Below are 17373 nucleotides of genomic sequence, written 5' to 3' on the forward strand. Positions count from 1 at the left end.
ACTGTGGAAAGAAGGTGGTCGGCGTGAGTCGACTTCGATTGTCCCTCGCCTGCGCCCTGTTGACTGTCGGGTCATTGAGCGCGTGTGCACCGAGTCCCGTTCCAACAACAACCCCAACCCCGAACTCGACGTGCAGTTCCGTTGGTTTAGGGATCGCCGCGGGCGCCCCACTCAACGGTCTCTCTCAGAATGATCTCGATGCAGAACTGACCGCAATGAAGAATGCCGGCGCGACCTGGCTCAGGTTCGACGTCGATTGGTCCGCCGTCGAATCAACCAAGGGCCAACAGAATTGGAGCACAACGGACCGCGTCGTCGATCGAGCACGTCTCCAAGGATTGAGCGTCTTGGGAATCGTTACGTACACGCCGGCTTGGGCTCGCGTCGCCGGGGTCAACGATACCCACGGGTATCCATCCGATCCGGCCGCGTTTGCCAAGTTTGCACAACAAGCAGCACAACGGTACTCGAACAGAATCAGCACTTGGGAGATTTGGAACGAACCGAACCTGACACAATTCTTCCGCCCCAAGCCGAATGTGAACACATACACTGCACTCCTGAAAGCCGCATCTGAAAGTATCCGTGCGGTACAACCGGGTGCAAAGATTCTCAACGGCGGTTTGGCACCGGCCGTCGACAACGGATCCGACATCTCACCGGTCACATATCTCAAGGGTATGTACGCGGCAGGAGCAAAGTCTTCATTCGATGTCTTTTCGATCCATCCGTACAGTTGGCCTGCGCTACCTTCGGATTCGTCCACCCAGAATTGGAACACTTTCTACAGGATCCGACTGATGCGAGAATCGATGGTGCAGAACGGGGACAGCGGAAAGAAAGTCTGGGCAACCGAATTCGGAGCTCCGACAGGTACAGGCCCGACCGCCGTCAGCCCGCAATTACAGGCCAACATCATCTCGGATGGATTCGCGCAAGCAAAGGTGCTCGGTTACATCGAGCGCATTTTCATCTACAGCATGCGTGATCGCGGAACCAACACTTCGGATATCGAACAGAACTTCGGTCTGGTCACGATCAATTACACTCCGAAACCCGCACTCGCAGCGGTGAAACAGGCAGTTGGAGGGTGCAGCACACCCAAGATCCAGTGAAAGCCCGGTCCTTCAGGATTCCGACTGTCCGTCTGCTGAATCCGAACGTATAAGGCTCACGCGAGTTCTTTGCCTCCTCTTTCGAATTTCCGCTATATCTTTGGAGGTCAGCATAATTCGTTCGGTCGAGGCTTCGGAGTCGATGCCGTCGGCTTCCCCGGACGCCTTAACACCAGTTGCATCATTGCTGGTCGACTCCGCTCCGGAAATCTCCACTGCGGACGCCTCGACTCCGGCGCCCTCGACATCAACAGCCTGCACGATCTGCGGCTCTTCGAGCTCGACCCCTGCGCTCGGCTTGGGCATAGCCTTCGGCAGGTTCTTCTTCGCAATACTGACCGTTTTCGCATCCACCAGGCTGGCGCGATCCCTCCTCGAATCCAGGGCGGAAGTATCCATTCCGTACGGCACGGCAACGGAAGGCTCGTTCAGCCGCGGCGCACCGGACTTCACCCAGGCGCTGTCGGACGGGGCCTGTGAGTTCGTGGCCGAGTTGGTCGGCTCGGCCGCCAGTTTCACTGAACTTGCGGGCCTGCGTCTGCGACGCAGCACCGCGAGGGTAAGTACGTCGAGGAGAGGCTCGGGAGCAGACGGACCCACGAGTACCAGTGTTCGCGCAACATCGACTTCGGCCAAAGCCCTGAGGCATTCGACGATCTCCCGTTGGTTGGCGTGCTGTGCGGAGACAACAACCAGGGCAAACCCGGTTCCATTGGAGTCAAATCGGCGCCACCAGTCCGACTTCAGCGAATATCGGGAGACCCCGGATCGCACGTGCGCAGGAACATCCCATGATGTGGAGAGGACGCCGTCACCCGAAAGCACCAGGACATGATCACCGAGACTTGCACGCTGGCATATCGTCAGCGCGAGGTTCGGCGGAAACTCAGCGGCTTCGGAGTGCTGCAGGACTAGTGAGGCTCCGTATTTCCGGGCCGTTCGACGTGCCCACGCGTCGGTCACTCGCGAACTGAATCGACCCCGGCAGGCAGAGAGGATTTCGGCAGCGAGAATGAGGACCACCAAGAACGCAACCGCCGACTCGACGAGTGGCTTCGGCGCAACCGGCAGACCCGTTCCCGCGGGGGCGGAAAGCAACTGCAGTCGGTCGGAACCGGATACGGTCGATCTCAACTGGCGCAACTGCTCCAGCCTCGCGTCGAGATCCGCCTTGATAGTCGGATCGTCGGCGGGTGTCTCGTATTCGTCCAAGCTTTCTCGCCGCGCTGCGTCCAAGTCCCCGTTCAATCGAGCGATGTCGTCGGTGAGAACTCGGGTACGACGATCCAGCGTGTCTGCATTGCGTCGCGCCTGCGCGTCGCTCAAGGTGGCGACGACTATTCGTGCCAGCGCGTCCGCGTCAGCCTGACTGAAGGCAGTCGCCTTGACGAATACCAATGCCGGAGAAGTACCGGGCGTCACCGAGATGTGGCCTGAGACATCCGCTGTCGTCCACCCGTTATTCAACTGGTCGTGGATGGCGGCAACCACATCGCTATCGGTGGCCAGTGCGACATAGGGGGCAACCAACTGGCCGAGGTTCGCGTCCGTCACGACGATCTGAGAGGCAGACTGAACCTCCGCGACGATGTCGGATTGATACACCGGTGTCGCGCTTCCCCGCACAGCGTAGACAATCCCACCGACGAGCAATGCGATGACAAAAGCGGGGAAGAACACTCTTGCAAGGTTTCGTGCATGCCTCACCAGGTCGAAAGTGGGCGGAACGCCGAGTTCGCGACGTATCGCCGCATCCCTGGTACTCGAATCTGCCATCTTGAGTACCCCCGATTGGATCGCGCGTTGAAGCGTAGCTGAAAGAAACCAAAAGTTTGCCGAACGCACACAAACATACCTGACGGCTGATGTCAGCTACCAAGTAGCCATCGCGGTCGCGACCACATTTGCCAGTACTCGACGATTTCGGCTCCGCTCGCGTCGTACAGAGCATTGCCGGCAGCGCTGGCGAGACCACACACGGCGCCGTCGCCGACAGCCTCGAATGCGGCTGCCGACACTTGCCGAAGGACCCGTAACCCATGTCCGCGCCGCTGTCCTTGCGCCCTGGTTCCGGCCGCCCACACAGTGCTGATGGGCTTACCGAACGACAGCATCGCTGCGGTCTGCAGCGTGTCGAGTTCGAACAGGCCGACGACTGAACGCTCACTTGGTCGGTCGGGGGCCGCCTCCTGATACACCAGAGTCGCAGATTCGCGATCGATACCGAAAACATCCTCCGCAAGTTGTCGTGCTGAACGCAGGTCGCCATCTTCCAGGATCCGCACCGCGGCATCCGGCGCTGACGGAGAATTCGGTAGCGCGCGCAGCGAACTCGAACCGACGCACACCCACCCTGCATCCGCGAGGACGGTCGCGGCATCCAGACCCGCCCCGGCGAGCATGACAACGGTGCGCAGTCGCTCTGCGAGCACTCGTTCCACAACGGCGACCGTGTTTTTCCGCACATCACCCCCATGGACCAATGCAAGGTTGTAGCTGGGATCGGGTGCACCCGTGAGAGCGATCCACCAACCGTCGTCGGCGAGATACACACCGGTCTCAGGTACGAGTCCAGACATGTTCTGCCCATAGGCATCCCGTAAGGCGGTCAACCCCGCCACCGTCCGAAGTGGTTGCGATCCGGTCATCGTCGTCTCCTGGGTCCAGGTATTGTGGGGCCATCAAACAGATCAAATCGGCCTTGAAGATTGCGGGCATACCTCTATCACTCCTCGCCCTTGGTGCGGCAGCGGGTTGGCCCGTCTTCGTCTCACCCAAGATCGATGCACCACGAAGTGCTGACGCTATCGTTGTCCTCGGCGGAGCACACGACGGACGCGAGGAGGTCGGAATCCAACTGATGAAAGACGGTTACGCACCACGCCTGATCTTCTCGAATCCGTACGGCGACAACGACAAGAAGATGCGGTCGATCTGCGAGGGTACGTTCGACTTCCCTGTCGACTGTTTCGTCCCGTCACCGTCCACCACCGAGGGCGAGGGGTTCGAAATCGAGAGAATGGCTAATGCCAACGGATGGAAGACTGTCATCGTCGTGACGTTCGTTCCTCATATCTCGCGGGCGCGGCACATCATTTCGCAGTGTTATCAAGGAGAACTGGTCATGGTCGCAAGCCGTCCGGAACTCTCGATCGGGACGTGGGCATTCAACTACGTTTACCAAACTGCCGGCTACGTCAAGAATCTGTTCTCGCATTGTTGAGCTCGACAGCTGACAGGAGGGTGCCCGGCGCGGATATCCGCGCCGGCACCAACCGCGTAGTCAGTACGCTCCGTCGCTTTTCGCGACCGCTGAGACGGTACGAGTAATGATCGAAAGATTTTGCAGGATAGACCAATTCTCCACGTAGGAAGAGTCCAGTCGAACAGATTCTTCCCACGAGAGATCACTGCGACCACTTACCTGCCAGAGGCCGGTGATGCCAGGCTTGACCAGCAGGCGCCGGGCAACCTCGTCGTCGTACATCTCGACCTCGCGACGCAATGGCGGCCGTGGGCCGACAACGCTCATCTCTCCGCGAATGACGTTGAAGAACTGCGGTAGCTCGTCGATACTCAATCGACGAAGGATCTTGCCGACGGACGTGATTCGTGGATCCTCACGCATCTTGAACAACACACCTCCGGCGCCTTCGTTGTCCCCCATCAGATCGACAACCTGCTGATCGGCGCCTTCCACCATGGTACGAAACTTGAACATGGGGAACGGTTTCCCGTTGAGGCCGATGCGTTCCGCCTTGTAGAACACCGGGCCTTTCGACGTGAACTTGACTGCAGCGGCAGCGGCGAGCATGACCGGCGCCACGAGGAGGATCATCAGCATCGAGAACACCGCGTCGAAAACAGCGGGCGCAAGCCGGTTCGCGCCCTGGTAGCGCGGCCGCGCAACGTGAATCAACGGGAGACCCGCCGCAGGGCGAAACATCAAGCGAGCCTTCGACACATCGGCCACGACCGGTGAAACCACCATGTCGACGCCCTCGGCTTCGAGGTCCCACATCAGTTTGCGAATGCCCACCTGTCCGAGGTCTTCGGTCCCGGTTACGATGACGGTGTCTGCGCCACTTGCGCGCATCGCCTCGACTACCTCAAACTCGTTGCCCATTACCGGGACTGCTGCTCCGTCGACAACGATGTGATCGTCCAACGCGGTCGCCCGACGCGGAATGCACGCTCCCACAACGTCGTAGCCTGCCGAGGATTCCCGCACGAAGGCACGCGTAGTAGCAACGACGGACGCATGTCCACCAACCAACAGCACCGAGTTACGGCAATCCCCGATCGCACGCTTCTTTCGAATGTCGCGTCGCCAGAGGTAGCGTCCGAGAAGCAGCGCAGCGAGTCCGACGGGCAGTGCGATCATGAGGTAGCTTCGCGCAATTCCCACGCCCAGAATGATCCCGGCCAATGCGCCTACTCCGAAGACCTGGCCGGTAGCGAGCAGTACCTTCTCGTACTCGTCACTGCCCTCGCCCAGCATCGCCTGATGACGGCTACGCCCCCGTGCGAGGCCGATCATCCACAGTCCGCCCAACGCTGCAGACGCGATCACTTTAAGTGGTGTCAGCCACTCGATGGGATGCGGCCACATACTGCCGATCTGAGCGAGTGCGATCACGAACAGGACCGTGATCGAATCGCTCACGGCGATCCGCTTCCGGTATGCCCGGCGCCAGTCTGTTCCGACATGAGCGGAATCCTGCGATACCGCCGACCGGCTCTCCACCTCAGCATGAACGCTCATTTGCCATCAGTCTTTCTTGTCATACGAACGGCGTCAGCGGATCGAACGGCTTGGGGGATCGCTGATCGGTAGCCACCGCGAGCGTCCAGGTACGGCAACACCCCGCCGGTTGCCGTACCTCGCTGCTCGCAGTGCAGAAATGAACCGTCATCGGACCCCCCTACATAACCGCCGATCAAAGGCCAATTCATGCAAGAAAACGACCCAGTGTTGCTCATTTCGTACGTAAACATACCTTAGGTTTGTTTCAACTGCACTCACCAAGCCCAAGCTATTTTCCGATTGCCAGGTGATTACCGGGCAATTACGTCAAAGTGGGCTAATCCTCCACGTCTTCGAGACGTCTTCCCTCACGAATCCGAATGTCGGCGATCAGCATGTCCAGGGCGCCCAGGAGTGCAGTGTCGGCGCGTCGGCACTGCTCGATCAGAGCTTCCAGATCAGCTTCATCGGCGCTTTCGATCACACCGGCTTTGGCGGCCCTGCTCAGTACTTTTTCGGCGAGGAGCAACGGCGGCTGCGACCGAGCGATGCCGTCCATGGATGACGCGCGAGCCTTCTCGGCAGCCTTCAAAGCGTCCCACGCCCGCTCTTGCTCAGCGATGTCGACCGCCCCGGAACTGACCAGGTGCGGGCTGCGGTGCACGAGTTTCGCGATCAATGCACCGGCCACGTCGTCCAATTCGAAAACACCGTGTGCTTGAGCGATCCGCGAGTGGAACAACACCTGAAGCAACAGGTCTCCGAGTTCCTCCCGAAGATCGCTCTCGTCGTCGCTTCGAATCGCGTCGAGTACCTCGTAGGTCTCCTCGACGAGGTAAACGGAGAGGCTCTCGTGCGTCTGGGTCGACTCCCAACCGCCGCGATTCCACAACCGGTCCATGATCGACGCCGCTTCCACCAGTCGATCGCCGTGAATGGGTTCGGCGCGAATCATCTTTACCCCAGCGGCAGACAACGCCGCGATCTTCGGCTCGGCGGTGTCCATCATCACAGTCACCGCGGCGCCGGGTGTCGTGGCCGGCAGTGCGCCGCGTACCGAGTCGGGAACGTCCGGGTCGATATCGATCGCGCCGGACAGGAACGGGAGCGCCTCCAGCGGAAAGACATGCGGCCGCAAAGGATCGAGCAGTACGACGACGGGCGATTCGTTCACCGTGTGCTCACGCCTCGACCAGGACGGCACCGGCGGCGCGCCCGTCAATCGCCAGGATGAAGTCCGCGATGTACTGGAGCAATTCGACGTCCCGCAGGCGATCCGAGCCGACTCCGCCGGTGCGAGGCAGCGGGAGTTGCACGAGCCCGGTCGTTGCCCGGTACTGCGCACTCGGATAGATCCTCTTGAGCCTGATCTGTTTGGAATCGGGCAGTGACATAGGCGAGATCTTGAGCTGAGTTCCGGTGACGGCGACTTCCTCCAGTTGATACTCGCGGCAGAGCAGTCGAAGCTTGGCCACCGAGATCAGCCGTCGAACCTCTTCGGGCAGTGGGCCGTAGCGATCGACCAGTTCTTCGACTACGGCAGCGATGCCGTCGGAATCAGTTGCCGCAGCGAGCTTGCGGTACCCCTCCAACCTGAGCCTGTCACTGGTGACGTAGTCGGGCGGGATGTGCGCGTCCACCGGTAGGTCGATCCGGACTTCCTTCGTGCCCTCGTCCATTGTGATCGGTTTGCCGTCGGCTGCAGCCCGGAAGGCTTCGACCGCCTCACCGACCAGCCTGACGTACAGATCGAACCCGACCCCCGCGACGTGGCCGGACTGCTCTGCGCCCAGAACGTTTCCGGCTCCACGGATTTCGAGGTCCTTCATCGCGACGGCCATACCCGCGCCGAGGTCCGAATTCTGCGAAATCGTTGCCAGTCGGTCGTATGCCGTTTCCGTCAAAGGCTTTTCGGCCGGGTACAGGAAATAGGCGTATCCACGTTCACGACTACGCCCGACGCGTCCGCGAAGCTGATGCAACTGCGAGAGGCCCAGCGAATCCGCGCGTTCGACGATCAGTGTGTTCGCGTTCGAGATGTCCAGACCGGTTTCGATGATCGTGGTACAGACCAACACGTCGAAGTCGCGTTCCCAGAATCCTTGCACAGTCTTTTCGAGAGTGTCCTCGTTCATCTGACCGTGCGCGACGACGACGCGAGCCTCCGGGACGAGTTCGCGGATCTTCTTGGCTGCCTTGTCGATCGAGCTGACACGGTTGTGAACGTAGAAGACCTGACCGTCGCGCAGAAGTTCACGCCGGATGGCCGCGGCAACCTGCTTGTCCGCATACGCGCCGACGTACGTGAGGATAGGATGACGTTCTTCCGGCGGTGTGAGGATCGTGGACATTTCACGGATCCCGGCCATGCTCATCTCGAGAGTACGAGGAATCGGGGTAGCCGACATCGTCAGGACGTCGACGTGGGTGCGTAGCGCCTTGATGTGTTCCTTGTGCTCGACTCCGAATCGCTGTTCCTCGTCGACGATCACAAGCCCGAGGTCCTTCCAGCGAATACCGGTCTGCAGCAACCGGTGAGTACCGACGACGATGTCGATCTCACCTTCCGCCATGCCGGCGATGATTTCCTTCGAGTCCTTGGCGTCGGTGAACCGGGACAGCCCTCGCACCTTCACCGGGAACGACGACATTCGTTCGGTGAAGGTCTGAAGATGTTGCTGTGCAAGCAGAGTCGTCGGCACCAGCACCGCCACCTGCTTGCCGTCCTGCACTGCCTTGAACGCGGCGCGGACGGCGATCTCCGTCTTGCCGTACCCGACGTCACCGATGACCACCCGGTCCATCGGAACCGGCTTCTCCATGTCGGCCTTGACCTCACTGATAACGGTCAACTGGTCGATCGTCTCGGTGAACGCGAATGCGTCTTCGAGTTCCTTCTGCCACGGTGTGTCCGGGCCGAACGCATGCCCGGGAGCAGCCTGACGCGCTGCGTAGAGCTGAACCAGCTCGCCCGCGATCTCACGAACTGCCTTGCGGGCCTTACGCTTTGTGTTTGCCCAGTCGGATCCACCGAGCTTGCTCAGCGCCGGCAACTCCCCACCGACGTATCGGGAGAGTTGATCGAGCGATTCCATCGGGACGAACAGACGATCGCCCGGATGACCGCGCTTGCTCGGCGCGTATTCGATGACCAGGTATTCACGACGCGCCCCACCGATGGTGCGTTCGACCATTTCGACGAACCGGCCGATACCGTGCTGATCATGCACGACCATGTCCCCTGCCGACAGCGCGAGGGGATCAACCTGATTGCGGCGCTTGGCCGGCAAGCGCTTTCCGTCGCCGACCGCGGCAACGCGGTTGCCGGTCAGATCGGACTCGGTGACGATCACCATCCCAGGCGTCGAGTCGTCGCCGGCGAGTACCAGTCCGTCGTGCAGTGATCCGCGGAGCACCGCGACCTGTCCACGGGCGGGGGTAGCGCCGGCATCGAGCATCTTGGCGGGCACTTCGGCTTCACCGAGTCGCTCCACGACGCGGCTTGCGGTTCCGGCACCTGCCACCACGATCGCCGCGCGACCGCCCGTGCTCACGTGCGCCCGAAGGCTGACGAACAGCTCGGCCAACAGGTCGTCGGAACCGCGCACCTGCGGTGCCGCATGCACCGGGAGTTCGAGTTCTTCACCGTTTCCCGACGCCAGCGGGCTGACTGTCCACCAGGGTCTGCCGGCAGCTTCGGCAGATTCGCGAACATGACGAAGCGACCGGTACGCGGAGGCACCGAGATCGACTCCTCCGCCGTTGAGGATCGACGTGTCGAGCGGTGCAGCGCCGCCGATCGACGCCGCCGTCCACGATGCTTCCAAGAATTCCTGGCCGGTGCGCACCAGGTCGGTGGCGCGGGTGCGCACCTTTTCCGGATCACACAGAAGAATGTGCGCCCCTTCGGGAAGTACATCGGAAAGTAGTTGCAGTTCACCGGGTTTGAGAACCGGAAGCAGAGCTTCCATCCCCTCGACGGGGATACCTGCCGAGATCTTGTCCAGCATCTCGACCAACGACGCGTCAGCCTGGTTCTCAGCAGCGAGTGCCGCAGCTCGATCACGAACATCAGCTGTCAGAATCAGTTCACGACACGGCGGCGCGATCACGGAATCGACGTCGACGTCCGCTAGCGAACGCTGATCGGCAACTGAGAAGTACCGAAGCTCGGATACCTCGTCACCCCAGAATTCGATACGGACCGGATGATCCGCCGTGGGCGAGAACAAGTCGAGAATGCCACCACGGACCGCGAACTCACCACGCTTTCCCACCATGTCGACCCGGCTGTACGCCATCTCAACCAGACGAACCAGAACGGAATCGAAATCGATCTCGGTGCCGACGCGCAACGTGATCGGTTCTATCTCGCCCAGGCCTGGCGCCATCGGCTGAACGAGGGAGCGCACCGTGGTGACGATCACCCGAAGAGGCGATCCGTACGAGGCGTCGTCTGGCCTGGCGAGTCTGCGCAGTACCTCCACCCGTCGCCCAACGGTATCCGCGCTCGGCGACAGTCGCTCGTGCGGCAATGTTTCCCACGACGGAAACTGCGCCACTCCTCCACCGAGCATCTCGGTGAGTTCCGAAGTCAGATCGTCGGCTTCACGACCGGTGGCTGTCACCAGCAGCACCGGCGTGCGAGCGGCGAGTGCAGCGGCGATGAACGGCCGAGCCGGCTTCGGAGCCACGATGTCCAAGGCGGCCGATCCGATGGATTCGATCACCGGAGTGAACGCGGCATCTGCGAGGGCGACCTCGGCGAGTCCAGCGAGCGCAGTCTGGGCAGAGGACAAGGAAGTCAACGAACGCGCTCCTGAACAGTGATGACGGGTTGCGGACGCACAGCCCGAGCGCAATATCCCCACCGAGGCAGAGTTGTGCGCCGGTTCGATTCTATCGGTGTGCGATCTCGCAGCGCAGTCCGATCCGTTCAGTTTCCCGTAGCACTCGTCTTCTTCGACGTCCGCTTGGACGGCGAGGATTGTGTGACCGGAGTGATCGGCGGCGCCACGGCCACACTCACGTGCGAGTTGAGCGCCCGAACGCGACCGATCACCTTCGTCGCCTGACCGGTTCTCCGTAGGCGTACAGTCCTGCGACCGTTCGGCGCGAGGTGGAACCAGGAGTCTTCGGGCTCGAAGCCCTGCAGTTCGAGGGCAACGTATTGGGCGGAAGCATCCGTCGAGACGTCGACTACCCACTCTTCGTCACCGACGTTGCGCGCTGTGGCAACAAGTCCGACCGATCGCTCCCGAGGCCGCGCCGAGCCACCCAGGAGGTGGACCACTTCGTCCACCATCTCGCCGTCTTCGTCTTCGAGTGTGACGGTGACGGCGTCGTATGTCCGCGCCCCGAACCGAAAGACGTGAGTGAGGTCGGTGAAACGGCCGACAAGGCTGTCCACGGACCAGGTCAGACTTGAATGCGCTTCCACCTTGACCGGTAGCGCGACGTCGACCGGGACGACACCTGACCGACTGTGCGCTCGAAACCTGATCTCGCCGACGACAGGTTCGGCGGTCTCGTTGATCGCGTCGAGCCTCAATCCGTCCATACCGTCGTCCGTGACGAGGAGCGCGATCGGTTTGGCGCTCCTACGGAGCACGAACCACGGAGCTTTGGGGCTGCCGCTCCAATCGAGGACCCCCCATCCCGGTCCGGGCTCCAGGTCTCGCAGTGCGAGTGTCAAGGCGCCGTCGCACCGAGAGTCCGGGCGACGCCAGTATCCGAGCGTCGATGCGAACGCCTCACATACAGCTGCTCGCCCCAGGTCGAGATAGCGTTCCGGGTCGGACCACCGGACTTCACGAGCGTCTTCGCCGAAAAGCGCGTGGACGTAGTGGTCCCGGACATCCTCGAAATCCCACGACGATCCGTTGTCCCGAGGCACCGCGGCTTTCCATGCCGGGTGGTGCCCCGCGACGGCGAGTGAACCGAATTCGTTCTCGATCACGGCATTCGACGGTGGAATCGAAAATGCCAATGATTCGGTCGCAAAACGTACTCGCGCGCTGAGCACGTCGGCCAGTGGACGACGATAGGCACCCACCCCGAAGTAGTGAGCAACCCCGCTTCCGACATGCGTTGCCAATTGCTCGCCCCCGCGAGGCGCCGAGGGGGACGACGTCACGTACTCGAGTTCGGGTGCCACCGTCGAGATCAACTCCGGCAGTCTCGAATGAATGAGCGGGATGTGTTGATCGACCAAGCCCAGCATGGTCGGCTGCTGTTCGGTCTCGCTGCCGCCGCAGAAGACTGCCAAAGCGGGATTTCCGCGCACTCTGTGCAAGAACTCGGTGACCTCGGAGGCAACGAGTTCGAAGAATTCGTCGGTGTCGGGTGGATCGAGCGTCGCCAACATCATGTCCTGCCACACGAGAATGCCCAGACGCGCGCATTCCTCCCAGAAGTGGTCGCTCTCGTAGACCATCGTCCCCGGGATTCGAATCATGTTCAGGCCCGCCTCTGCCAGGCGTTCCAAGACACGAGTGGTGCCGGCGTCGCCTTGAAGCGAGATCGGGTCGGTCGGCACCCACACCGAACCACGGCAGTACACCCGGATGCCGTTGACATACAAACGGAATCCACCATCGGATCTGTCGACCTCCACCGTCCGGAAGCCAACTGAACCGAGATGCTCGGAGACTCCGAGCGCTTCCATCGTCACCCGATAAGTGCGCGGGGTGCCATGAGTGTGCGGCCACCACAACTGCGCGTCCGGCACTTCGACGACGCCGGACACCTCGAGAAATCCATCCGGTCCGGCGGATACATCCAATTGCCGCGAGTGATCGCCGACGCGCACGGTCACGTACTCCAGCGAGGCCGGCAATCCGGTGAGCCGAGCACTGACGGCAACGCGACCGGTTGTGCCGTCAACACTCGCATGCTTGACAGCAGAGACTACGGCGGCAATCCCCTTGTCCAACAAGCGGATACCCCGCCACGGACCCACCGGTACCGGTACACCACTGAACACGGGAGCCATACCGAGCATCGTGGTTCGGATCCACCGAAGGCCCTGTTCACGGACCATCGACGAGCGCCAACGTCCTCGAGGACGCCTCGATCTCAAAATCGCGGAGAGAGAATGAAAATGAACAGCCACCTGGACACGTTTACCAGCGCCGACTCCGGCCGGAATGCTCACTTCCCCAGGTGCGAACATGGATTCAGTGGACGCGACACGGACACCGCCGATCCAGACATCCGCAAACGGCGTCATACCGTCGAACTGGAGCAGCCACGACCCCTCACTGGTCGTGGCCACGGTAGTCACGAACCACCAGTCCGATGATGAAACAGACGATTCTGAAACAGACGACGACGAAACGGACTTCGTGCGTCCGGCGTCCGTCTGCGCCGCACGTAACGCACCGACGACTGTTCCAGGCACGGACGCTGCGACCCACTCGGTCACAGCTTCGAGGGCATCCGGGTCGGATATGGATCCGGGTTCGGTTGCAGCGCATCGCCATATCGCGCCGGCCAGCAGGTCTGCTGACGAACGAGGCACTGTCAGACCAACCTCAAGTGTCGATGCGAGTCGACGCCGACTGTGTCGGCAACGATTTCCATCGCCCTCTTCCACGACACGGCCATCTCGTCGAGTTGCTCACGCGGGTCCACCGCGCGGCCCCTGGAGGCACGCGCCATCTGAAACTGCACGCTCTTGGCACCGGATGCCACTTTGCGGAGATCTGGCGCAGCTTCGCCTGTCCCGGAGAAACCTGCAGTGTCCAAGAACTCGCTGGCGTCGGCAGCCAGCTCCGCGCTGGCCCCGCACTGACGAAGTAGCCCGAAGGACCAGAGGTGAAAGGCATCCATACCCGCCCCCTGCACCCATTCGAGGTCTTCGATCACCTTGCGTCCCAGCTCTCGCACGGGATTACCCACCGCTCGAACCGCTACATTCCGCCGAGCCACTTCGGCGATGTTTCCGGCGTTGGTCGCGTGAACCGGATTCAACCTGATCTGTTCGACGTAGGGCACGAACGAAGGAAGTGAGGAACGATCGAGATCGAAGACGCCGGAGAAATCGTCGCCTCGCAGCAAGTAGTACCCGCTGTTGTGAAAGTACTCGAGCTCGCCGGCAACGCGATCGATCCGATTGGGCACGATCGTGGTCTTGGTGTGCCCCTCGTGATAGCTCGTTCCAAGAGTGTCGGGAAGCCAGTATCCGTCCACTTCAACCGTCGACAGCATCCCAACCGCGAGGTTGTCCTCGACATGGATCAGCGGTGCCCGCCAGACGTTCATCTCGGCGACTTCGATTCCGTACAGCGCGTAGATGTCCTCGGCCTTGAGCTTGAGAAACGTCCACTGAGTCCCGTCGAACCGCGATGAGAAGGCACATGCCAATGCCGGGACGGGGTCCAATCCCAGCGAATGCAACACTTCGATCCACAGATCCGTGTAGCAGTTGGTCTGCGCCCACACGCGGTCGTCCTGGTGCAACGAATGGGGCCGGTAGCGATCAGGTGAAATGTCGATAAGCCGTGACATCAGATGCCCATTCGTTCACGAACGGAGGTTGGCCATGCAGCCACGTCAAGACCATGAGTCCGCAACAAAGACAACGCGATTCGCTCCATCCCGAAGCCGACGCACGAGCTGTGTGCCACCTCCCCCTCCGCCGTTCGGATGTCGAAGTTGACACCGAAATGGTCGAGATGGTTGTTCGAGGACACGATCGCCGTGCCCTCGTCGAGATCTCCGTAGAGCCGAACCGTCAGTTCCGTCTTGAGATTCTCTTCACGCTGGTTGGCTGCAAGCATCTTTCCGGCGCGCCCGAAGAAAGGATCATTGGCGATCACCGGGGTAGCGTCGAGTTCGAGCCGGCCGAGCACCTCGAGCCCCCGCTCGATCCAGTGCTCGCGATGCGCTCGCGCTGCCGCGGCGTCACCGATCGTCACGAACTCGTGCATCCGAAACGCCTGCATGCGAGCCGGATCGATCGCCGGTTCGTGCCGGAAGCAAAAACCGTAGATGTCCAGCAGCACTCCGCCTTCGGGGAGAACTCCGGTATACCGCGCATAGGCAGGATGGCACGCTGCGGACACGAGCATGGTCTCGGTCGGCTCGAGGTGGCGGTCCCACGATTGTCCGTCGGCGCGATCGGCCAGCAGTCGCGCGTGATCGCGATTGGAACCAGCGAAGGTGTTGATGGCGCCGGTGAGGTTGGGAAACGAAGCGATGTAGTCGGTGCGCTCGAAACTGCTCCGCGGGAACACCGGCGGGAACCGCAGCCGAGTCGCGGCGTCGCCTGGCCCCGCTGCAATCACCACTCGGTCGATACCGTCGACGATGTCCTCGAACACTCCGGAACGCCCGTAGAGTCCCGGCACCTCCGTCTCGACGAGAAGTCCTTCGACGAGCAGTTCACGTTGAAATGCAGCCCGGGCCCGATCCAGATCGGTCTCGCCTGTCACAGTCTCGTTCGTCATAGCGTTCCCCGGTATCCGATAGCCATGTGCGCTGAACCTGCCATGATTCGATCGTTGTTCACCATCACCGCTGCGCCGTGCGCGTCACGAAGGTGCCGACCGAGCGAGAATTCGGTGTCCTCGCGATATCCCGAGATTCCACAGATCAACATTGTCTGCCCCACGATTTCCACCACCGCTGTCGACGCTGTGACTTTCAGGTTGTTCATTGCGAGCGAAAATCCCACCGCTCCCGTCGCCTCGAAATCGGCAACGCCTTCCTCCGCGTGGACTGCGCGGTCGTACCTGCGTGCAGAGGCGCCGACGAGATCGGCGAATTGTTGTGCCGAAGCGGCAACTTCGGCGAGCCGCAGCGCTCCGGGGGAAGTGACCCCGGGCTGCTTGCGGGCGGCGGCACGCACGTACTTGCGCGCCTTCTCGACTGCAGCGTCGGCAATTCCCAACCACACCGAACTCCAGACGACGTGCGAGACCGGAAGCATCGTGTGGGTGGAGATATCGGAATACGGTACGTCGGCGACCATCTCCGGCGTCGAGGTGGCCCGAAGGATGTAACCGAGACTGCAAGTTCCCCTCAGCCCCAGCGTGTTCCACTCGGTGGTGCGTTCGAGCGTCAGGTCTGGGGTACGACACACCACGAGAACCTGATCGTTCGGCTGACTCTCCGGTGTTCGCCGAGCCGTCACGACTATCGCGTCGGAGTGTTCACCGTACGAAATGACAGGCGCGTTCTTGATCAACAGCAGGTGACCGCCCAAGTCTTCCACCGCGCAGTAACTCCGGCTGACGTCACCACCGATTCCCAGCTCAGTGGTTGCCGATGCCAACAGCAATTGCTTGTCGACCGTTTCTTCGACAAACTCGCGTAGTGCTTCGGTGTTGCCGTGCTTGACCAACGAGTATATCTGCGTCTGATGCATCGCGAAAATCATTCCGCTTGCTGCACAGCGTGTTCCGATCACACGGGCGATCTGCGACACTTCCTGCAGCGAGAGTCCTTCGCCGCCCAGTTCCCTCGGCACAGCTACGGACAGCAGCCGTTCGCTTCGCATGGCGTCGACAGCTTCACGCGGAAACCTTGCTTCTGCATCGACTTCGTCGGCCCACACCGCTGCAACTTCGTCGGCCAACCGTGCGGCCCGCTCGAGGGCCGTTCCGGTGGAGCACTGCGATTGCGGAGCGTTCATGCAGCACCCAACTCCGTCAACGCACCCTCGATCGCCTTGACGCTTGCGAAAGTACTCTTCCGCAACAACTCGTCAGGGAACTCGATGTCGAACGAATCCTCCAGCGCCAACATGACATTCACGCTCGCGTGCGACGTCAAACCCAACTCGTAAAGATCGGCCTCTCCGTCGATCGTGCTCACGTCGACTGCCAGCCGACCGTGCTCGACGAGCACTTTCCGAATTGCCTGATCAATCATCAGCGATGTCGTCCTTCTTTTCGATGCGAGCGCCCGAGCGTGTTGCGATCACCATTGCGATGGCCACGTCCGCTTCGTGCGAGATAGATACTTGAAAATCGTGCAGATCCTGGGCCCGCGCGAGTTCCGCGGCATTACCGGACAGTGTCACCCCACAGCCACCCCACTCGGCCCGAGTGATTTCGATGGAACTCCACGGAACGGGAACGTCACCAGGCCGCAGTACCTTCACCACAGCCTCTTTGGCGGCGAAACGTGCAGCCAATCGTTGATCCCGCGCCGGCCCGGCGCAGGTCTGCAATTCGTGCGGGGTGAAGGTCCGATCGAGATACCTCCGCCCGAAGAGTTCGATACTTCGAGTGACATCCACGACGTTCACTACGTCACAGCCGATCCGCGGGCCGATGTCGAGCATCGGCGTCGGCGCAGTGTCACCCATCTGTCGACTCCCCATCTGGGGTCGTACACGCCGGGCAGCCCCCTATGCTGCCCGGTGCGCCGACGCCGTCACCCTGCCCTGACAAACCTTCATTCTCAGCAATTCTTCAGCTACCGATAGAACATACCGCAATCCGAAGATTGACGGCAAGATCGGACTTCCAGATTCCCATCAACACTATAAACATACTCTCA

General features: G+C 61.2%; 13 protein-coding genes. 2 read left to right on the plus strand and 11 right to left on the minus strand.

Annotated elements, in window-relative coordinates:
• The first annotated feature begins 23 nt into the window (after nucleotides 1-23).
• Complete coding sequence (locus BH682_RS20845; protein WP_075835411.1) at nucleotides 24-1115, plus strand: cellulase family glycosylhydrolase; 1092 nt, start codon at nucleotides 24-26, stop codon at nucleotides 1113-1115.
• Nucleotides 1116-1127: 12 nt separating this feature from the next.
• Here BH682_RS20845 and BH682_RS20850 read toward each other — a convergent pair whose 3' ends face one another.
• Both BH682_RS20850 and BH682_RS20855 read right to left on the minus strand, forming a co-directional pair.
• Nucleotides 1128-2891, minus strand: a complete 1764-nt coding sequence (locus BH682_RS20850) for a hypothetical protein (protein WP_143542526.1) — start codon at nucleotides 2889-2891, stop codon at nucleotides 1128-1130.
• Nucleotides 2892-2983: 92 nt separating this feature from the next.
• A complete protein-coding gene (locus BH682_RS20855; protein WP_075833977.1) occupies nucleotides 2984-3763 on the minus strand; it encodes a hypothetical protein in 780 nt (259 codons plus the stop codon).
• Nucleotides 3764-3816: 53 nt separating this feature from the next.
• Between BH682_RS20855 and BH682_RS20860 the strand changes: the two genes are divergently transcribed.
• Complete coding sequence (locus BH682_RS20860; RefSeq protein WP_020970286.1) at nucleotides 3817-4338, plus strand: YdcF family protein; 522 nt, start codon at nucleotides 3817-3819, stop codon at nucleotides 4336-4338.
• A gap of 60 nt (nucleotides 4339-4398) precedes the next feature.
• On the opposite strand, the gene BH682_RS20865 is transcribed toward BH682_RS20860, so the two are convergent.
• From BH682_RS20865 to BH682_RS20905, 9 genes are all read right to left on the minus strand, one after another.
• Nucleotides 4399-5880 carry a sugar transferase gene (locus BH682_RS20865; RefSeq protein ID WP_075833979.1) on the minus strand — a complete coding sequence of 494 codons (1482 nt, stop codon included), beginning with the start codon at nucleotides 5878-5880 and terminating at the stop codon, nucleotides 4399-4401.
• Nucleotides 5881-6199: 319 nt separating this feature from the next.
• Entirely contained in the window at nucleotides 6200-7036 is an 837-nt protein-coding gene (locus BH682_RS20870) for a MazG family protein (RefSeq protein ID WP_030536281.1), read from the minus strand.
• Between the two features lie 7 nt (nucleotides 7037-7043).
• Nucleotides 7044-10670: a transcription-repair coupling factor gene (mfd, locus tag BH682_RS20875; protein ID WP_030536282.1), complete on the minus strand. Its 3627-nt coding sequence runs from the start codon at nucleotides 10668-10670 to the stop codon at nucleotides 7044-7046.
• A 128-nt stretch (nucleotides 10671-10798) separates the two neighbouring features.
• A complete protein-coding gene (locus BH682_RS20880) occupies nucleotides 10799-13384 on the minus strand; it encodes a glycosyl hydrolase 2 galactose-binding domain-containing protein (protein WP_075833981.1) in 2586 nt (861 codons plus the stop codon).
• 2 nt (nucleotides 13385-13386) lie between these two features.
• On the minus strand, nucleotides 13387-14373 hold the full coding sequence (locus tag BH682_RS20885; RefSeq protein WP_075833983.1) for a DUF1839 family protein: 987 nt from the start codon (nucleotides 14371-14373) through the stop codon (nucleotides 13387-13389).
• Complete coding sequence (locus tag BH682_RS20890; RefSeq protein WP_075833985.1) at nucleotides 14373-15314, minus strand: amino acid--[acyl-carrier-protein] ligase; 942 nt, start codon at nucleotides 15312-15314, stop codon at nucleotides 14373-14375. Before BH682_RS20890 ends, BH682_RS20885 begins: the two co-directional genes overlap by 1 nt.
• Nucleotides 15311-16501: an acyl-CoA dehydrogenase family protein gene (locus BH682_RS20895; RefSeq protein WP_042448906.1), complete on the minus strand. Its 1191-nt coding sequence runs from the start codon at nucleotides 16499-16501 to the stop codon at nucleotides 15311-15313. The genes BH682_RS20890 and BH682_RS20895 overlap by 4 nt, the downstream gene beginning before the upstream one ends.
• Nucleotides 16498-16740, minus strand: a complete 243-nt coding sequence (locus BH682_RS20900) for an acyl carrier protein (RefSeq protein ID WP_003946296.1) — start codon at nucleotides 16738-16740, stop codon at nucleotides 16498-16500. The genes BH682_RS20895 and BH682_RS20900 overlap by 4 nt, the downstream gene beginning before the upstream one ends.
• A complete protein-coding gene (locus tag BH682_RS20905) occupies nucleotides 16733-17179 on the minus strand; it encodes a holo-ACP synthase (RefSeq protein WP_003946314.1) in 447 nt (148 codons plus the stop codon). Before BH682_RS20905 ends, BH682_RS20900 begins: the two co-directional genes overlap by 8 nt.
• Nucleotides 17180-17373: the final 194 nt, after the last annotated feature.

The organism is Rhodococcus sp. YL-1 (genome assembly GCF_001942025.1).
Taxonomy (GTDB): domain Bacteria; phylum Actinomycetota; class Actinomycetes; order Mycobacteriales; family Mycobacteriaceae; genus Rhodococcus_F; species Rhodococcus_F qingshengii.